Source organism: Luteimonas sp. 9C (genome assembly GCF_902506295.1).
Taxonomy (GTDB): Bacteria; Pseudomonadota; Gammaproteobacteria; order Xanthomonadales; family Xanthomonadaceae; genus Luteimonas.
The window spans coordinates 2,272,541-2,289,419 of the sequence record NZ_LR733312.1 but is presented as its reverse complement, the minus strand read 5'-3'; the positions used below and the strand labels follow the sequence as shown (position 1 = coordinate 2,289,419).

Genomic DNA, 16,879 nt, shown 5'->3' with positions numbered 1-16,879 from the left:
CCGATCATGCGGCGCGTCAGTCCTTGCGCCGGAACACCGCACGGATCGCCGCGTAGGCGATGCCGATGCCGAGTCCCAGGCCGATCCACTGCAGCAGCGTGATGTCGCTCATGCCGGATCGCCGGCCTGGCCCGGCAGCGCGGCGACCGGTGCCGGCCGGCCGCGCGCATCGAGCGCGATCATCACGAACCGGCCGCGCGTGCACAGCTCGCGGTCGCCGCTGAGCAGATCCTCGGCGATCAGTTCCACTTCCACCTGCATCGACGTGCGTCCCACTTCCACCACGCGCGCGATCGTCTCGACCAGCTGGCCCTGCCGGATCGGCAGCTTGAAGTCGACCTGCTCCGAACGCGCGGTCACCACCGTGCGGCGCGAGTAGCGCGATGCGGCGATGAAGGCGGCCTTGTCCATCCACGCCAGCGCGGTGCCGCCGAACAGCGTGCCCAGATGGTTGGTGTGATCGGGGAACACGATCTCCAGCATCCGGGCTTCGGTCTTGGGCGTGTCGGCCAGCGGCGCCATCAAGACGCGTCCGCCGTGGCGAGATGCAGGCCCACGGCCTGCGCAATCTGACCGGGTGCCTGGAAGCCCGGCAGGCGCGCCGCCTCTGCGCCGTCCTTGAACAGCGCCAGCGTCGGCGTCTGGCGCAGGCCGAGATCGCGGAAGAAGTCCTCGCCGATCACTTCCATCTTCACCTTCAGCAGTGCGACGCCGGCGGCATCTTCGCTCGCGGCGAACTTCGCCAGCGACATGTCGAGCATCTTGCAGCCCGGACAATCGTCCTTGTAGTAATCCACAAGCAGGCGCGGATGCGCGGCAAGGGCGGCGGCGTAGTCGTCAGGCGTGGTGGCGTGGAGCGTCTGCATGGGGGGTGTTCTCGAACGGTGTTTCGGTGATGGCAAGAATGGTGTCGGTCCAGCGTTGGATCTTGTTGGCGTCGTGTTCGCCGTGGGGCATCTGTTCGATCTCCAGCCGCGGATACCGCGTGCCGAAGAACGCGGCCATGCGCCGGGCCGCACCGCAGTAGTGCTCCTCGCCCCACTGCGTCTCGCCGGTGCCGAACACCGCGAGGCGTTCCGGCTTGCCGACCGCGGCGACGAGCTCTTCGATGAAACGCTTCATCTCCGGCGGCGTGCGCCCGGCGTTGATGCTCCAGCTGCCGAGCACGTAGAGATCGTGTTCGGCGCTGTCGGGGCAGACCTTGGCGAGTGTCTGGATGTCCGCATCGATCCAGGTGACAGCGTGGCCCAGTTCCTCGCACCGCGCGCAGATCGCACGCGCGACATCGCGTGTGTTGCCGCTCAGCGAGGTGTGGGCGAGGAGGATGCGCATGTCAGAGAAGAAATCATTCAATAACGAGTTTCAGTTCTTCAAGGCGAATGGCCATTGCTTCGATGCTGACTCCAAAAGACTCGGACAACGATACGAAATGGCGGCCGTTGTAATAAGTCGCGCCAGCGAGCTTCCTCGCGACGTGGCGACGAGTCGGAAGAGCTTCGATCACTTCGTAAATGGGCTTGCTGAGCAGAGCAAATGCGGTCTGCTCATTGAGAGCAAAAGGCCCCAAGAAGCGAGACCTGAATTCTTCGGCGAGAAGTTTTTCTGGCAGCAGGAAATATGTCGCGAACTTGTCCGCTTCGAGTTCAGTGCGATTACGCGACTGTCGAACACCGTCGAGCGGCTGATCTCGATGTAGCCCTGTCTGATCTGGATGAAGAATTGCGTGTCCGATCTCATGAGCCGCAGTGAAACGCATTACCCTCGGATCAGCATCGGTTGCAATCTGAATCGATCGATTGGTTTGATCAATCAACCCTGCAACGGAAACTCGACGACGGCCATTAACCATCCATCCAAGGCTGGGATGCAAGGTGAACTCGAAGCCGAGCAGTTCCGCGGCAAGCTGCGGATCCAGGACATTAATCGGGTGGACGTTCTGGCTCAGCCCGAGATCTGTCCTTTTCTTCCAGATCGCGCGTTGCAACTCTTTGGCCTGTGCCTCGATCGACTCGAAGCTATGGTTCTTTTTTGCAGAGACTGATTTCTCGTCCGAAGTCACAAAGCGATACGGATTCTGATAATCAGCCGCCTCCCAGCACTCCGCAATCTCTTCCATGTGGGCGTACGGGTTCTCCAGTCGCATGCGACTAGACGAGATGCGCGGATCCAATCGCTTGCTCATGGTGCCCCCGTACTTGAAGAGTGGAATGACAGAGAAGCTCTGGTAGTTCCCGAATCAGAGATCGTCGAACCCGTTATCCGAATTCGTTTTCTTGTACGACGCGTTCCGCATCTCGAAGAAGTCGGTCTTGGTCTCGGTGAAGTTGTCGGCGTAGGCCTTGATCCACGGCATCACGTTGTCGGTGGTGTCGGAATACAGCTTCTCGATACCCAGCATGCCGGCCATCTTGTTGGCGCGGTACTTCACGTAGCGGACCATCTCGTCGACGTCGATGCCGTCGATGCCGTCGAGCACCTCACTCGTCCAGCGGGTTTCGAGTTCGATGGCGTGTTCGAAGGCGTCGTGCACGTACTGGGTGAGCTGGTCGCCCTGCAGCGACTGGTTTTCGCCGACGATGGCGCGGATCAGTTCGCTGATGAACTTGCTGTGCGCCAGTTCATCGCGGTTGATGAAGCTGATGATCTTGCCGGTGCCGGTCATCCGGTTCTGGCGGACCAGGTTGTAGAAGTACGCGAAGCCGGAATAGAAGTTGATGCCTTCGAGGATCGACGACTGCACCAGCGAGCGGATCAGCGTTTCGGCCGAGCGCTCGCGCATGAAGTCGTTGTACGAATCCATGATCGGCTGGTTGCGCGCGATGATCGTGGGATGCGTGCGCGCGAGTTCGAACACGCGGTTCTGGTCGGCCAGGCCCGCGATCGAGGCCAGCACGTAGCTGTAGCTCTCGTTGTGGATCACTTCCTGCTGGCCGATGATCGCGGCGTTGGCGTGCGCGGCCGGGTCGGTGATGTATTCGGCGACGTTGTAGATGAAGCGCGTCTGCGGCGAATCCAGTGTGGCCAGCAGGCCGATGATCGAATCGTAGGCGTTCTTCTCACGCGCCGAGAGCTCGCCGTACTGCTTGGCGTCGCCCTTCATGTCGACCTCGTCCGGAATCCAGAAGTTGGTCGAGAGTTCCTTGTAGGCGCGGTAGAACGACGGATACGGAATGTCGTTCCAGTTGAGGATGCCGCTGGTCTGGCCGTTGATGATGCCGGTCGAGCGGTTGGGATGACGCGGCTCGAGGATCTTGATGCGGTCGAGCGGTGTGGACGTAACGGCCATGTGCGGTTTCTCGTGTCTGAAGTCTCGCGCGACGTCGAATCGCGCGACGGAAAAGTCTCGCGCGGTGAGGGATCGCGCGACGGTGTCGGAGTCACTTTCCGGCTCGTGGACGTTCCGTCAGCCGATGCGGCGCGTCCGGAAAGTGACTCTGACACCTTGCTGTTTCTTGAAGCTCGCGCGATGCGGGGATCGCGCGAGTGCAGGCTTTCAAAGCGTCGCGCGGTGGGGCACCGCGCGAACGGGGTCGGAGTCGTGTTTTCGGGGGTCGACCGCGCGCGTACTCAACGCGATCGGCCGAAAAACGACTCCGAGCCCTGTCGGGTGGCGCTACCTCAGCTGGAACACCACTCGCACTCGGCGATGTCGATGTCGTTCGAACGCACGTAGTACGTGGTCTTCATGCCGAGGTTCCACGCGGTCATGTGCAGGTCGAGCAGGGTGCGCGCGGGGATGGTGCTGGGCACGTAGAAGTTGAAGCTGATTGCCTGGTCGACGTGACGCTGGCGACGCGCGTTCTGGCGCACCGAGGCGAACTGGTCGACCTTGTAGGCGCCCTTCTCGTAGTAGGGCCAGGTCTCGAGCGACAGGCCGGGCGCGGCCACCGGGCGACGGTAGTCCTTCTTCTCTTCGTAATAGAACGCGGAGTAGATCGGGTCGATCGACGCCGTGCTGCCTGCGATCTGCGCGGTGGACATGTTCGGGGCGACCGCCATCAGCCAGCCGTTGCGCATGCCGTTGACGCCGACCTGCGCGGCGAGGTCCATCCACTCGGGCGAGTTGTAGCTGCGGTCACTGAAGTACGCGCCGGTGTGCCAGTCGCTGCCGGCGAACACCGGGTAGGCGCCCTTTTCCTTGGCGAGTTCCATGCTGGCCTGCACGGTGAGGAAGTTGATGCGCTCGTAGAGCGAATCACTGAAGTCCTCGGCCTGCGCGTCGTTCCACTGGATACCCTTCTGCGCCAGCAGGTGATGCCAGCCGAAGGTGCCCAGACCGATCGCCCGGTACTTCTGGTTGGTGATCGTGGCCTGCGGCACGGGCAGCATGTTGAGATCGATCACGTTGTCGAGCATGCGCACCTGGATCGGGATCAGACGCTCGAGCACGTCGGTGATCAGATCGCTCTGGCCGGCCTGCGGCACGACCGCGCGGCCCAGGTTCACCGACGACAGGTTGCAGACGACGAAGTCGCCGGCCTGCTTGGTGGTGACGATCTGGTTGCCGGAGATGATCTCCTGCATCATTTTCGTCGGGCTCATGTTCTGCAGAATCTCGGTGCAGAGATTCGACGAGTACACACGGCCGACGTGCTTGTTCGGGTTCTTCCGGTTCACTTCGTCGCGGTAGAACATGAAGGGGTTGCCGGTCTCGAGCTGGCTCACCATTACGCGCTTGAAGATGTCGATCGCCTTGACGGTCTTGCGCGAGATGCGCTCGTCGGCGACGACTTCTTCGTAACGACGGCGGAAGCTGCCATTCGGATCACCCTTCTTCTCGTCGAAGAAGTCCTGCAGGTGCCAGCCCTTGATCTTGTGGACCTCGTGCGGGTCGAACAGGTACCAGTCGCCGCGACGGTCGACGGCTTCCATGAAGATGTCGGGGATGCAGATCGAGGTGAACACGTCGTGCGCGCGCAGGCGCTGGTCGCCGTTGTTGAGCCGCAGGTCGAGGAAGTTCTCGATGTCGCGGTGCCAGATGTCGAGGTAGACCGCGACCGCGCCCTTGCGCTGGCCCAGCTGGTCCACCGACACGGCGGTGTTGTTGAGCTGCTTGATCCACGGCACCACGCCGCCGGAGGAATTCGGCACGCCGCGGATCGCCGAACCGGACGAGCGCACGTAACCCATGTACGCGCCCACGCCGCCGCCGCCCTTGGAGACGCGGGCGATGTCGGTGTTGGAGTCGTAGATGCCCTGCAGCGAATCGTCGACGGTGTCGATGAAGCACGACGATAGCTGGCCGCCGACCTTGCCGGCGTTCTGCAGCGTGGGCGTGGCGACGGTCATGTACAGGTTCGACAGCGCCCAGTAGGCCTCGCCGACGAGCTGCATGCGGCGCTCGCGGCCGCCCTTGGTCTCGTTCTGCATCAGGTACAGGGCGATGGTCAGCCAGCGCTCCTGCGGCAGCTCGAACACGGCGCGCGAGGTGTCGGTGGCGAGGTAGCGCGTGGCCAGCAGGTACAGGCCGTTGTAGGCGAACAACTTGTCGCGCTCGGCCTCGATCATGCGGCCGGCTTCCTGCAGCTCTTCCTTGGAGTAGGCGCGCAGGATGTCGTTCGAGTAGATGTTGCGATCGGCCAGCGACTCCTGCAGGCCGACGTAGGAGCCGTACTTCTGCTCGGCATCGTAGAAGCGGTTGCGGCTGGCGCGCTTGTACAGGCGGTGCAGGTACAGGCGGGCGGCGAAGAACTCCCACTCCGGCGCGGTGACATCGACGCGGGCCTCGGCCTCGCGGATCAGATGGTCGGTGAGGTCGTCGGCGTTGACGGCGTCCTTGCGCTCGACGAAGCCGAACACGCTGCGCTTGTAGTCGGCGATGTCGAGCTGCGGGAACTCGGCATGGGTACGGTCGATGCTGCGCTCCAGGCGCGCACGGTCGTAGGGAATGCGGCGGTTGCCGGCTTCCTTGGTGATCCAGTTGGACACGCCGGCATCGGGGTCGGCGACTTCTGCAATTGCGGTGTTCATGGCGGCACTCGGGGGAGGCGGCACCGCGTCGTCGGGTTCGACGGCGGGCGGCGCAGCGGCAATGGGGGTGGCGGCGGTGTCGGGTGTGGCGTCTGCGGCGTCCGGGGTGCCGGTCGCGACGGTCTCGTGGCTGGTCATGCGTCCTCTCTCTTCCAGTGCATTCGCGCACACGACCGGCCCGCCCACGTCGGGTCCGGCGGCTGTGGCGTGATCCAAGGGTCGGTGGGCGGCGTCGCAGGACTCGCGATTCGGGCGCACGGCGCCATCGCTCCCACTCCGCAAACCCGCCCCCCACGGGACGTCCGCAGCCGGCACCGCGTGGTGTGCGCCACGCGGCTGTCGGCAGGTCTTCGGACTCATGGGCACGAAGGCAGCGCCTTCTCCTCTCCCGCCGCTTCCCGGATCGCTCCAGTGCTGGTGGCGGGTTCGTTCCCAATTACCGCTGCGGGGCAGTGCCGGAGTGGCGCGAGGCGTCACCGGCTTCCCGTTTTAATCCACAGCCCCTTGGGGTCCGCGGAACCGACGGGACCCAAGATAGTGGGGTGCCCCGACAGCGTCAACGCTAAATGTAGTGAACAGGCGCCAAGCCGCATCGGGACGGGCATCGGCGTTCGTCAAGCCCCGCCGGCGGGGCCGGCGATGCAGATCGGGGTGCGAAGGGCAAGCCCGGCCGCGACTTTTTTTCACCGATTCCGGACCCCGGCGCGGCGGGCGGCGGCCGGGATGCCGGCCCAGCGCGAGGCCTGCGCGGGGCAGGGCGCGGGGCAGGGCGCAGGGCAGGGCGGTAGGCCGCGGGCGGCCGGGACCTCAGCCGCGGTGTTCGCGCTGCAGGTACTCGGCGCTGCGCATCTCGATCAGACGCGAGGCGGTGCGCTCGAACGCGCCGGTCAGGCGCTCGCCGTCGTAGAGCGCCGGCGGCTCGGCGGCGGCGGTGCAGACCAGGTTGACGTTGCGGTCGTAGAGCTCGTCGATCAGCGTCACGAAGCGGCGCGCGGCATCGTCGCGGGTGGCGTCCATCCGCGGGATGCTGCCCAGCAGTACGGTGTGGAACTCGGTGGCGACCTGGATGTAGTCGCTGGCGCCGCGCGGGCCTTCGCACAGCGCGTCGAAATCGAACCAGGCCATGCCCGGCGTGCGGGCGCGGACGCAGATGCGGCGGCCGTCGATCTCGACGCCGGCGTCGCGGTGGTCGTCGTCGCCGCCCAGCTCGTGCCAGCGCGTGTCGAGCCAGACGTCGGCGTCGGCATCGAGCGGCGTGCGGTACACCGGCGAACGGGTCAGGGCGCGCATGCGGTAGTCGGTGTCGCTGCGCAGGTGCACGACCCGGCAATGCTGCTGCAAAAGCGCGATGGCGGGCAGGAAGCGCGCGCGCTGCAGGCCGTCGCGGTAGAGATCCTGCGGATCGACGTTGGAGCTGGTGACCAGCACGATGCCGTCGGCGAACATGCGGTCGAGCAGGCGCGCGAGCAGCATCGCATCGCCGATGTCGCTGACGAAGAATTCGTCGAGCACCAGCACGCGCAGGCCGGCATCGCGCCAGCCGCGCACGATCGCCGCGAGCGGGTCGCGCTCGCCGGCGTGCACGCGCAGCGCCGCATGGACCTCCCGCATGAAGCGGTGGAAATGCGTGCGGCGCTTGCGGCCGAGTTTCGGATCGGGGGCGGCCTGGGGTCTGCGTTTGCCAGGCGGCGCTGCGTCGGCCGGGGCGACTGGCGCGTCGCCCTCGCCACGCCCATCGCTCTGCGAACGGTCCGCCCCGCTCCCGGTGGGGCGAGGGGCGTCAGTCGGACTTTCGCTCCGAAGGACTTCCAGGGGCAGGCCGTCGTGGAACAGGTCGATCATGAAGGTCTTGCCGCGCCCCACGCCGCCCCACAGGTACAGGCCGGCCGGCACGTCGGGCGCGTCGTCCCGGCCGAACAGGCGGCCGAGCATGCCGCGTCGCGCCGGCGGCTGGATCAGCGCGGCATGCAGGCGGTCGAGTTCGACCAGCGCGGGCTGCTGCGCGGGGTCGGCCTGCCAGTCGCCGCGCGCGACGCCGGCGGCGTAGCGTTCGGTCGGGGTCGGCAGGGCGCTCATGCGCAAGGCGTCCGGGGCGCGTGCGCCCGGATCGGCACCGCGCGCATCAACCCGCGGCCTGCGGCAGGTGCGGTTCGGCCCAGTGCCGGACCACGCCGCGCAGATCGATCATGCGGCGATGGAAGAAGTGGCTGGTCTCGGGCATGCGGACCAGTTCGGCCTGCGCCTCGCTGTCCTCGAGCCAGTCGTAGACGGCCTGCGGATCGACGATCTCGTCGGCCTCACCCTGGATCACCAGCCACGGACAGGTCGGCAGCACGATCGACTCGAAATCCCAGCGGCCGGCCGGCGGCGCCACCGAGATCAGCGCGTCGGGTTGCAGCGCATCGCTCGCGCGCAGGGAGACGTAGGCGCCGAAGCTGAAACCGGCGAGCCACAGCGCGTGGCCGGGCCGCTCGCGGCGCACCCACTCGACCACGGCGGCCAGGTCATCGGTCTCGCCGGTGCCGTTGTCGTAGGTGCCGCCGGACGCGCCGGTGCCGCGGAAGTTGAAGCGCACCGCGGCCGCGCCGAGTTCGCGCAGCGTGCGCGCGACCATCGTGACGACCTTGTTGTGCATCGTGCCGCCCTCGGTGGGCAGCGGATGGCAGACCACGACGAGGAGCGGCAGGGCCGCCACGTCCGCGTCGGGCAGGTCGATGGCGGCTTCGAGGTCGCCGGCGGGACCGGGCAGCACCAGCGGGCCGGATTGCGTGGGGAACGTGGGGGACGTCATGCCCGCATGATACCGGGGCGCCTGCGACGGGACTGTCGCCGTCTCACGACCCGCCCGCAGCACCCGCCGCGCCGCGCCGCGCCGTCGGGCGGGCGCATGGCACGCGCCGGCCCGCGTCGCTCAGCGGGCGCGCAGGCGCAGTCCCACCACCAGCGGGTCGTGGTCCGAACTGCGCCAGGGACCGGCGGCCTCGCGTTCGCGCATGTCCGCCGGTTCGTCGGCATTGGTGTGCCACTTCGCCGCGCCGGCCACGCGCGCGGCCAGTGCGGGGCTCAGCAGTGCATGGTCCAGGCGCCCGGCCTGCCCGTCGAACACGAAGCTGTGCGGCGGCGCCTTCGACGCGTCGGCGAAGGGATCGCGCCAGCCCGCGTCGTAGAACAGGCGCAGCGGATCTTCGCGCGCATAGGCGTTGAAGTCGCCGACCACCGCGACGCGTTCGCTGCGCCCGGTGGGCATGCGCGCCAGCCAGTCGAGCACGCGGCGCGCCGATTCGGTACGCGTCGCATTCCAGCAGGCCTGGCCGTCGCCGCGGTCCGCGTCGGCGCCATCGGCGCTGCCGCAGCCCTTGGACTTGAAGTGCACGGCGACCACGCTGAAATCCGCACCGTCGGGCCGGCCGCCGCGCACCGGCATGAAAGTCTGGGCCAGCGGCACCCGGCTCGACCGTTCGAACGGGCCGCCGCCGAGCGTGGCCGGCGCGCCCTGCGGACGCACGCGCGTGTCCCGGTAGATCAGGCCGACACGGATCGAGTCGCTGCCCGGCCCCTCGCCAGCGCCGACGAAGCGCCAGTCGCGCGCCGGACCGGCGGCGTTGAGCGCGTCGACCAGCTGGGCGATGCTCGAATCCGGGCCGTAGCCGTCGTTCTCCAGTTCCATCAACGCGGCCACGTCGACGTCGAGCGCGGTGATGGTCGCCACCAGGCCTTCGAGCTGGCGCGCGTAGGCCGCCGGCGTCTCGGCGCCCCGCGCGGTCGGAAATCCGCCGCCACGGCCGTCGCCGTTGAACAGGTTTTCCAGATTGAACGCGGCGATGCGCACGTCGCCGTCCACCTGCGGCGGTGCAGGCCGCGGCGCCGGCGCCACCGCGACCGGCGCGGTCAGCTGCAGGCGCCAGTCGCCGTGGCGGTGATCGACGATGCCTTCGACGCCGGTCAGCACACTGCCGCTGCGCAACGCGCGCGCGGTCTCGGGCAGGTACCAGGGCGCACCGTCAGCGGGCGCGTCGTCGCGGCCGTCGTCGAGCAGGATGCGTCGGTCGGCATTGGCGGCCTCGACCATCGCGGCCTGCGCGCCCGGCCAGCCGATTTCGCTCGGCACGTAGAGGCGGCCGTCGAAGCTGGCGACCAGGGTGCCGCGACGCGCGCGGTCGTGCTGGCCGCTGACGGTCAGCGGCGCGTCGATCCGCACCCACTGGCCGGCCAGCCTGGACCAGTCGTCGGGCGCGCCGGCCAGCCGCAGCGGCGTCAGCGCCGGCGTGGCGAGTGTGTCGACACGGGCTGGCTGCAGGGTCGGCAGGCCGTCGAGGCTGCGCAGCGTGCCGCGCACCCGGACGTGGGCGCCGGCCGCAGGGACGGCCATGCCGTCGAGCGCCTCGACGAAGACCGCGGCCGGCCCGTCGCGCGCCGGCGTGGCGGCCTGCAGGAACCAGCCGCCCAGGCCCTCGGCGAACGCGCCGGTCACGCGGCCGTCGACGACCACGTCGCGCACCGTGACCGCAGCCCCGGGCGCATCGACGACCGGCGAGGTCGCCGGGGCAGGCGCCGTCGCGCGACAGGCGGCGAGCAGGGCGCAGGCCAGCAGGCCTGGCAACAGGCGGGCGGGTCGGTTCGGCAGCGGCATCGGGAACATCTCCATCGGCCTCGGCGGCCTGACACGACGACGCCGCCCGGAAGGCGGCGTCTGGGGCGGGCACTGCACCCGGCGAACGTTACTTAAGGTTGTCGACCATCCAGTCGACCGCGGCGTGCATCTGCTCGTCGCTGAGCGCCGGGTTGCCGCCGCGCGCGGGCATCACGCCGGCCGCGCCGGTGAAGCCCTCGATCGAGTGGCGGTACAGCGTTTCGGTGCCTTGGGCGACGCGGGCGTCCCAGTGCTGGTGGTCGAGCGTCGGCGCGCCACCGGCGCCCGAGGTGTGGCAGCCCGCGCACAGGTTCTGGTAGATCACCGAACCGTCGAGCGTGCCGCCGTAGGCGACCTGCGCGGCGGCGGCCGCCGCGGCTGCGGCCGTGGCCGCTGCCTGCGAAGCCGCACCGGTCGCACCGGCATAGACCGCGCCGACCGGCGCGATCCGCGCTTCGGTGCGCTTGGCGACGTTCGGCGGCACATCCGTCGGCAGCGACTTGTGCAGATACCACGCGCCGAGCATCAGTCCGAGCGTCACGATGGTCAGGAAACCCAACACCATCGAGAAACGCTTGAGGAATTCGAGATCGTAATTACGCACGAAACACCCTTGGCGACATGGCATGCAGCCACAGCTGCGCCCGAGTATACGGGCAGGTTTTCAAGAATGCTGCTGCGGCGGCCGGCCGGAAAGCCGACGGCCGCTCACATCCCGGCGTAGTTCGGTCCGCCGCCGCCCTGCGGCGCGACCCAGACGATGTTCTGGGTCGGATCCTTGATGTCGCAGGTCTTGCAGTGCACGCAGTTCTGCGCGTTGATCCGCAGGAACGGGCCGTCGGGACCGTCGAGGTATTCGTAGACCGCGGCCGGACAGTAGCGCGCCTCGGGACCGGCGTATGTCGCCAGGTTCACGTCGACAGGCACCGAGGCATCCTTGAGCGTCAGGTGCGCGGGCTGGTCCTCATCGTGGTTGGTGCTCGACAGGTACACCGAACTCAGACGGTCGAAGGTCAGCGCGCCGTCGGGCTTCGGGTAGGCGATCTTCGTGTGCTGCGCGGCGGGTTCCAGGCAGGCGTGGTCGGGCTTGTCGCGATGGATCGTCCACGGCGGCACGCGCATGCCGAGCTTCGGCAGCAGCCACTGTTCGATGCCGGTCATCAGCGTGGCGGTGGTGCGGCCCTTCTTGAACCACTGCTTGAAGTTCTTCGACTGCGACAGCTCGGCGTGCAGCCAGCTGGCCTCGAACGCGACCGGATACGCGGCCAGCTCGTCGCCGCTGCGGTCCTCGCCGAGCGCGGCGAACGCGGCCTCGGCGGCGAGCATGCCGGTCTTGATCGCCGCGTGGCTGCCCTTGATGCGGCTGGCGTTGAGCGTGCCGGCCTCGCAGCCGACGAACGCGCCGCCCGGGAACACCAGCTTCGGGATCGACAGCAGGCCGCCGGCGGTGATCGAGCGCGCGCCGTAGCCGATGCGCTTGCCGCCTTCGAAGTACTTGCGGATCGCCGGATGCGTCTTGAAACGCTGGAACTCCTCGAACGGGCTCAGCCACGGATTCCTGTAGTCGAGCCCGACCACCAGGCCGATCGCGACCTTGCCGTCTTCGGCGTGATACAGGAACGAGCCGCCGTAGGTGTCGTCGGTCAGCGGCCAGCCGGCGGTGTGCACCACCAGGCCCGGCTCGTGCTTCGCCGGATCGACCTGCCACAGCTCCTTGATGCCGAGGCCGTAGCTCTGCGGATCGCGGCCCGCGTCCAGCGCGAACTTCGTGATCAGTTCGCGGCCGAGCTGGCCGCGCGAACCTTCGGCGAAGATCGTGTACTTCGCGAGCAGCTCCATGCCGAGCTGGAACTCGGCCGTCGGCTGTCCGTCCTTGCCGATGCCGAGGTTGCCGGTCGCGACGCCGCGCACGTGGCCGTCGTCGGCGTAGAGCACCTCGGCGGCGGCGAAGCCGGGGAAGATCTCCACGCCCAGCGATTCGGCCTGCGTGGCCAGCCAGCGCACCAGGGCGCCGAGGCTGATGATGTAGTTGCCGTGGTTCTTGAAGCAGTCGGGCAGGAAAAAGTCCGGCGTGGACTTGGCGCCGGTCTCGTCGAGGAACAGGAATTCGTCGCGGGTGACCGCCTGCTTCAGCGGCGCGCCTTTCTCTTTCCAGTCCGGGATCAGTTCGGTCAGCGCACGCGGATCGATGATCGCGCCCGACAGGATGTGTGCGCCCGGCTCGGACCCCTTCTCCAGCACGCACACCGACACCTCGCGGCCCGCTTCGGCGGCCAGCTGCTTGAGCCGGATCGCGGTCGCCAGTCCGCCGGGGCCTGCGCCCACGACGACGACGTCGTACTCCATCGATTCGCGTGGGCCGTGGGTGTCGAGCAGTGCCTGGGGAGTGGTCATCGTTGCCTTGGGCCGTGGGCCCGGGTGACGGAAAGTGGGGCCAGCATCGCAGTCCGCGCGCGATGGCCGCGTGGGCCGACGAGTGTAACGCGGCGTCTCAGCGCGGCCGGGCGGGCACCGGGAACGGCGTGACCACGGCCTCGCCGGTGGTCGCGTCGCGGATCGCCGACGGTCCCTTCTTCTCGACCTCTTCCACCCGCAACACGCTCTGCATCGGCAGGTGCAGGGTGCGGGTACCGGCGAACTCGTCGCGCAGGCGTTCTTCGGTGGGATCGACGACCAGGCCGTCGTGGATGTCGAACACCAGGTCCGAGACTTCGACGAAGCCCCACAGCCGTCCGCTCTCGACCTGGCGCGCGTACAGCGCGTAGACCTTGCCGTGGCTGAGGAAGGTGACCCGGTAGAGCGTCTTGCCTGTCATGCGTCGATTATGATTATAGAGCGCGGCTCAATAGCCCTTGAGCCGGCGCAACCGCTGGCCGATCGCATGACGCGAGACCAGCGCGAACACCACGCCGAACAGGAAGCCGGCCAGATGCGCGGTCCACGCGACCGCACCGTAGGCCGGGCCGATGTAGGCGAAGAACACCTGCAGCACCGCCCAGATGCCGATCAGCAGCGAGGCCGGCGCGCGGACGAATTCGAGGAACAGGCCCAGCGGCACCACCACGCCGAGCCGCGCCCGCGGAAACAACGCCAGGTACGCGCCGATCAGCGCCGACACCGCGCCGCTCGCGCCGATGATCAGCCGGTCGGGCGCACCGATCGCCAGCACCGCCGACAGGTTGGCCAGCGCGCCGCCCACGACGAAGAGCACCAGCAGCCGCCACGCCCCCATCAGCCGCTCGGCCGGCAGGCCGAAGATCAGCAGGAACACCAGGTTGCCGAGCAGGTGCGCCCAGTCGGCATGCAGGAACAGCGCGGTCACCAGGCGCAGCCAGGGACCGGCATCCACCCAGTTCGCGTGCGTGCCGTCGGTGCCGACCGGCCCGCCGTAGAGCGCGCCCCAGTCGAGCAGCAGCGTGTAGTGCTCGTTCGCCGAGCGCGTACTGGCCCACAGGAACGTCAGCCAGAGCAACGCGCACAGCATCGGCACCGCCCAGCGGAACGGGGTGCGGGCATGGCGGTTGGGGATGGAGACGAACATCGGGCGGCCATTGTCGAGGGCCGTCGCAGGGCCGGTAAAGCGCGTGGGATGCGGTGCCGCGAATGCCGCATCGCAGCAAGTTTTCCACACGCAATCGTACGGTATAGTGCGCCCCGCTACGCGCGTTCGGGAGGGGAATTCCGACAGGTGGTGGCGGACGGAGGGGACCCGTCCACGCCAGGCGCAGCATCACAACAACACCTGTTTGGGAGAGAACGCGACACATGGCTACCACCCCCCGCTACATGCAGAGCACCGTTCTGGCCGTCGGCATCGCCGCCGCGCTGGCATTCGCAGGCCAGGCCCAGGCGGCCGGCTTCCAGCTCAAGGAAAACAGCGTCAAGTCGATGGGCAGCGCCTTCGCCGGCACCGCCGCGAAGACCGGCGACAGCTCGGTCGTGACCAACAACCCGGCCGTGATGACCCAGTTCGAAGGCACCACGGTGCAGGCCGACCTGACCGTCATCGACCTCAACTATGAATTCCAGGGCAGCGGCACCGACGCCCTCGGCCGTCCGCTCACCGGCAGCAACGGCGGCAACGCCGGCGACGTGACCCCGATCCCCGCGTTCTCGGTCGTGCACAAGTTCGACAACGGCACCGCGGTCGGCGCCATGGTCAGCGCGCCGTTCGGTCTGAAGACTGAATACGACGCCGGCTGGGTCGGCCGCTACGCCGCGCAGACGTCGGACGTGAAGGTCATCGATCTGACCCTGTCCGGCGCGATCGACATCACCGACCGCTTCTCGGTGGGCCTGGGCGTGATCGCCTCGCGCGCCGACGTCACCCTGTCGAAGGCCGTCGACTTCGGTTCGCTGCTGTTCGCGAACCCGGCGACCCGTCCGCTGCCGTTCGCGCGTCCGCAGGCCGCCGACGGTCTGGCGGTCGTGCAGGGCGACGACAACGGCTTCGGCTACGTCCTCGGCGCGAACCTGCGTCCGACCGACAACGTGTCGATCGGCGTCAGCTACCGCTCCGAGATCGATTACGAGCTGACCGGCACCGCCGACTGGACCGTGCCGGGCAACGTCGAAGCCGTGTTCGGCTCGAGCGCCGCCACCTCGGCGCTGTTCAAGGACGGCACCGTGTTCGCCGAACTGACCACGCCGTCGATCCTCAACATCGGTGGCGCCTGGCAGGTCACCGACGCGCTGCAGCTGTCGGCCACCTACGCCCGGACCGACTGGTCCTCGCTGCGCGAAGTCCGTATCCAGTTCGACAACCCGGATCCGGATTCGGTCGAGCCCTTCGAGTGGAAGGACACGTACTTCGCCGCCGTCGGCGCCGAGTTCAAGCTCAACGACAGCTGGAAGCTGCGTGGCGGCGCCGCGTACGACGAAACCCCGACCAGCCTCGAGCACCGCACCCCGCGCCTGCCCGACGCGAACCGCATCTTCTACTCGGTCGGCGCGACCTGGATGCTCAGCGATGCGTTCGACGTGAACTTCGCGTACACGCACATCGCACCGCGCGATCCGAAGATCGACACCACCAGCGGCGGCAGCCGCGTGGCCGGCAACTTCGACGGCGACGCCAACCTGTTCGGCGTGTCGGCGCAGTATCGCTTCTGATCCACGCGACATCGCGACACGAAAAAGCCCCGCTCCGGCGGGGCTTTTTTGTGGGCGTTCCGGCGTCTTCGTCGAAGCGCATCCAGCGACGTGTCGAACGCGCAGGCTCTCGTAGGATGGGTAGGGCACAGCGAACCCATCCCCGCGGATCGGCGTCGTCGCCGTTACACGAACCGCCCCAGCACCCACGCCCATGCCGGCAGGGTCACCAGCGACAGCAGGATCCCGTAGCCGACCAGGGCCGCCGCCAGCCGCGGCGCGAGACCCGCGGCGATCGCCAGCGCAGCGGCGGTGATCATGCTCGGCATCGCCGACTCCAGCACGTTCGCCTGCAGCATCGTCCCCGACATGCCGAACAGCAGCGACAGCGGCAGCGCGATCGCCGGCATCACCAGCAGCTTCAGCACCAGGCCCGTCGCCAGCGGGCGGAGTTCGTCGCGGGGCATGCGCAGCTGGATCGACAGCCCGACCGCCAGCATCACCAGCGGCAGCAGCGCGCCGGCGAGATTCTCCAGCGCAGAGGCGATCCACGCCGGCGGCGCGGCCGGCATCAGCGTCAGGCCCAGCAGCAGTGCCCACACCGGTGGAAACCGCACGATGCGCCGCGCGATGTCGCGCCAGCCCGGCGGCGTGTCGCCGCTGTAGCGCGCGAGAATCGTCAGGCCGAACGTCGACAGCAGGACGAACGTGCCGAACTGGTCGTAGACCACGGCGTAGGCGACCGCGTCCGCGCCGAGCAGCGCCGCGATCATCGGATAGCCGATGAAGCTGCTGTTGCACAGCGCCACGCACAGCAGCAACACCGCGGTTTCGTCGCGCCGGAACCGCAGCCAGCGCGCCAGCGGCAGCACCAGTGCGAGCGTCGCGACCGCGAGCAGCCAGGGCGTCGCGGCGACGCCCAGCAAGGTCGCGTCGAACGTGAGCTTCGGCACGTGCACCAGCACCGCGGCCGGCAGGCAGACGTAGAGCACGACGAGGTTGAGCACCTCGGCGGCATTGGCGGGCATCACCCGCAGCCGGGCGAACAGCATGCCCAGCGCGAGCATCGCCAGGATCAGGGCAAAGGCGTCGAAGGCCATCGGGGCCGGCGGCTACGAAGGAAGCGGACGATGCTAGCGGACGCACGCGCAGATCGCGGCGCCACGGGAAGAACACTGCGTCGGATGC

Annotated in this window: 15 protein-coding genes, 2 pseudogenes and 1 riboswitch; of the genes and pseudogenes, 1 reads left to right on the top strand and 16 read right to left on the bottom strand. The window is 68.1% G+C overall.

What is annotated here, in order from left to right:
- Positions 1-16 precede the first annotated feature (16 nt).
- The 15 genes and pseudogenes from CURTO8I2_RS15455 to CURTO8I2_RS10400 form a co-directional block, all read right to left on the bottom strand.
- Positions 17-112, bottom strand: coding sequence for an MICOS complex subunit MIC10 (locus CURTO8I2_RS15455; protein ID WP_236551074.1), 96 nt, complete (start codon positions 110-112; stop codon positions 17-19).
- Positions 109-522: an acyl-CoA thioesterase gene (locus CURTO8I2_RS10460; protein WP_201295500.1), complete on the bottom strand. Its 414-nt coding sequence runs from the start codon at positions 520-522 to the stop codon at positions 109-111. The genes CURTO8I2_RS15455 and CURTO8I2_RS10460 overlap by 4 nt, the downstream gene beginning before the upstream one ends.
- Positions 522-866, bottom strand: a complete 345-nt coding sequence (locus CURTO8I2_RS10455) for a thioredoxin family protein (protein WP_159680995.1) — start codon at positions 864-866, stop codon at positions 522-524. Before CURTO8I2_RS10455 ends, CURTO8I2_RS10460 begins: the two co-directional genes overlap by 1 nt.
- Complete coding sequence (locus CURTO8I2_RS10450; RefSeq protein WP_159680993.1) at positions 838-1,332, bottom strand: flavodoxin; 495 nt, start codon at positions 1,330-1,332, stop codon at positions 838-840. The genes CURTO8I2_RS10455 and CURTO8I2_RS10450 overlap by 29 nt, the downstream gene beginning before the upstream one ends.
- Before the next feature lie 13 nt (positions 1,333-1,345).
- Positions 1,346-2,182: an ImmA/IrrE family metallo-endopeptidase gene (locus tag CURTO8I2_RS10445; protein ID WP_159680991.1), complete on the bottom strand. Its 837-nt coding sequence runs from the start codon at positions 2,180-2,182 to the stop codon at positions 1,346-1,348.
- Between the two features lie 54 nt (positions 2,183-2,236).
- Positions 2,237-3,286 (bottom strand): ribonucleotide-diphosphate reductase subunit beta, encoded by a 1,050-nt coding sequence (locus CURTO8I2_RS10440; RefSeq protein ID WP_159680989.1) that lies wholly within the window; start codon positions 3,284-3,286, stop codon positions 2,237-2,239.
- Between the two features lie 332 nt (positions 3,287-3,618).
- Entirely contained in the window at positions 3,619-6,108 is a 2,490-nt protein-coding gene (locus CURTO8I2_RS10435) for a ribonucleoside-diphosphate reductase subunit alpha (protein WP_159680987.1), read from the bottom strand.
- Positions 6,109-6,293: 185 nt separating this feature from the next.
- A riboswitch (cobalamin riboswitch) is annotated at positions 6,294-6,509 on the bottom strand.
- Positions 6,510-6,777: 268 nt separating this feature from the next.
- Positions 6,778-7,617, bottom strand: a pseudogene (gene zapE, locus CURTO8I2_RS10430) (cell division protein ZapE); the annotation flags it as partial.
- Between the two features lie 159 nt (positions 7,618-7,776).
- Positions 7,777-8,046 (bottom strand): annotated as a pseudogene (zapE, locus tag CURTO8I2_RS15560) (AFG1/ZapE family ATPase); the annotation flags it as partial.
- A gap of 46 nt (positions 8,047-8,092) precedes the next feature.
- Positions 8,093-8,761 (bottom strand): alpha/beta fold hydrolase, encoded by a 669-nt coding sequence (locus CURTO8I2_RS10425; protein WP_159680985.1) that lies wholly within the window; start codon positions 8,759-8,761, stop codon positions 8,093-8,095.
- 120 nt (positions 8,762-8,881) lie between these two features.
- Positions 8,882-10,600, bottom strand: a complete 1,719-nt coding sequence (locus CURTO8I2_RS10420) for an ExeM/NucH family extracellular endonuclease (protein WP_159680983.1) — start codon at positions 10,598-10,600, stop codon at positions 8,882-8,884.
- Between the two features lie 88 nt (positions 10,601-10,688).
- On the bottom strand, positions 10,689-11,204 hold the full coding sequence (locus CURTO8I2_RS10415; RefSeq protein WP_159680981.1) for a c-type cytochrome: 516 nt from the start codon (positions 11,202-11,204) through the stop codon (positions 10,689-10,691).
- A gap of 104 nt (positions 11,205-11,308) precedes the next feature.
- Complete coding sequence (locus tag CURTO8I2_RS10410) at positions 11,309-12,994, bottom strand: electron transfer flavoprotein-ubiquinone oxidoreductase (protein ID WP_159680979.1); 1,686 nt, start codon at positions 12,992-12,994, stop codon at positions 11,309-11,311.
- 97 nt (positions 12,995-13,091) lie between these two features.
- Positions 13,092-13,415 (bottom strand): DUF1820 family protein, encoded by a 324-nt coding sequence (locus CURTO8I2_RS10405; protein ID WP_159680977.1) that lies wholly within the window; start codon positions 13,413-13,415, stop codon positions 13,092-13,094.
- Positions 13,416-13,442: 27 nt separating this feature from the next.
- Positions 13,443-14,141, bottom strand: a complete 699-nt coding sequence (locus CURTO8I2_RS10400; protein WP_159680975.1) for a rhomboid family intramembrane serine protease — start codon at positions 14,139-14,141, stop codon at positions 13,443-13,445.
- 224 nt (positions 14,142-14,365) lie between these two features.
- On the opposite strand from CURTO8I2_RS10400, the gene CURTO8I2_RS10395 reads away from it, so the two are divergent.
- On the top strand, positions 14,366-15,712 hold the full coding sequence (locus CURTO8I2_RS10395) for an outer membrane protein transport protein (protein WP_159680973.1): 1,347 nt from the start codon (positions 14,366-14,368) through the stop codon (positions 15,710-15,712).
- Between the two features lie 164 nt (positions 15,713-15,876).
- Here the strand turns inward: CURTO8I2_RS10395 and CURTO8I2_RS10390 are convergent, their stop codons facing one another.
- Positions 15,877-16,791, bottom strand: coding sequence for an AEC family transporter (locus tag CURTO8I2_RS10390; RefSeq protein ID WP_159680971.1), 915 nt, complete (start codon positions 16,789-16,791; stop codon positions 15,877-15,879).
- Between the last annotated feature and the right edge of the window lie 88 nt (positions 16,792-16,879).

Coding starts and splice junctions, on each gene's coding strand:
- CURTO8I2_RS15455 (WP_236551074.1), bottom strand. CDS start 112: ATGAGCGACATCACGCTGCTGCAGTGGATCGGCCTGGGACTCGGCATC.
- CURTO8I2_RS10460 (WP_201295500.1), bottom strand. CDS start 522: ATGGCGCCGCTGGCCGACACGCCCAAGACCGAAGCCCGGATGCTGGAG.
- CURTO8I2_RS10455 (WP_159680995.1), bottom strand. CDS start 866: ATGCAGACGCTCCACGCCACCACGCCTGACGACTACGCCGCCGCCCTT.
- CURTO8I2_RS10450 (WP_159680993.1), bottom strand. CDS start 1,332: ATGCGCATCCTCCTCGCCCACACCTCGCTGAGCGGCAACACACGCGAT.
- CURTO8I2_RS10445 (WP_159680991.1), bottom strand. CDS start 2,182: ATGAGCAAGCGATTGGATCCGCGCATCTCGTCTAGTCGCATGCGACTG.
- CURTO8I2_RS10440 (WP_159680989.1), bottom strand. CDS start 3,286: ATGGCCGTTACGTCCACACCGCTCGACCGCATCAAGATCCTCGAGCCG.
- CURTO8I2_RS10435 (WP_159680987.1), bottom strand. CDS start 6,108: ATGACCAGCCACGAGACCGTCGCGACCGGCACCCCGGACGCCGCAGAC.
- CURTO8I2_RS10425 (WP_159680985.1), bottom strand. CDS start 8,761: ATGACGTCCCCCACGTTCCCCACGCAATCCGGCCCGCTGGTGCTGCCC.
- CURTO8I2_RS10420 (WP_159680983.1), bottom strand. CDS start 10,600: ATGCCGCTGCCGAACCGACCCGCCCGCCTGTTGCCAGGCCTGCTGGCC.
- CURTO8I2_RS10410 (WP_159680979.1), bottom strand. CDS start 12,994: ATGACCACTCCCCAGGCACTGCTCGACACCCACGGCCCACGCGAATCG.
- CURTO8I2_RS10405 (WP_159680977.1), bottom strand. CDS start 13,415: ATGACAGGCAAGACGCTCTACCGGGTCACCTTCCTCAGCCACGGCAAG.
- CURTO8I2_RS10400 (WP_159680975.1), bottom strand. CDS start 14,141: ATGTTCGTCTCCATCCCCAACCGCCATGCCCGCACCCCGTTCCGCTGG.
- CURTO8I2_RS10395 (WP_159680973.1), top strand. CDS start 14,366: ATGGCTACCACCCCCCGCTACATGCAGAGCACCGTTCTGGCCGTCGGC.
- CURTO8I2_RS10390 (WP_159680971.1), bottom strand. CDS start 16,791: ATGGCCTTCGACGCCTTTGCCCTGATCCTGGCGATGCTCGCGCTGGGC.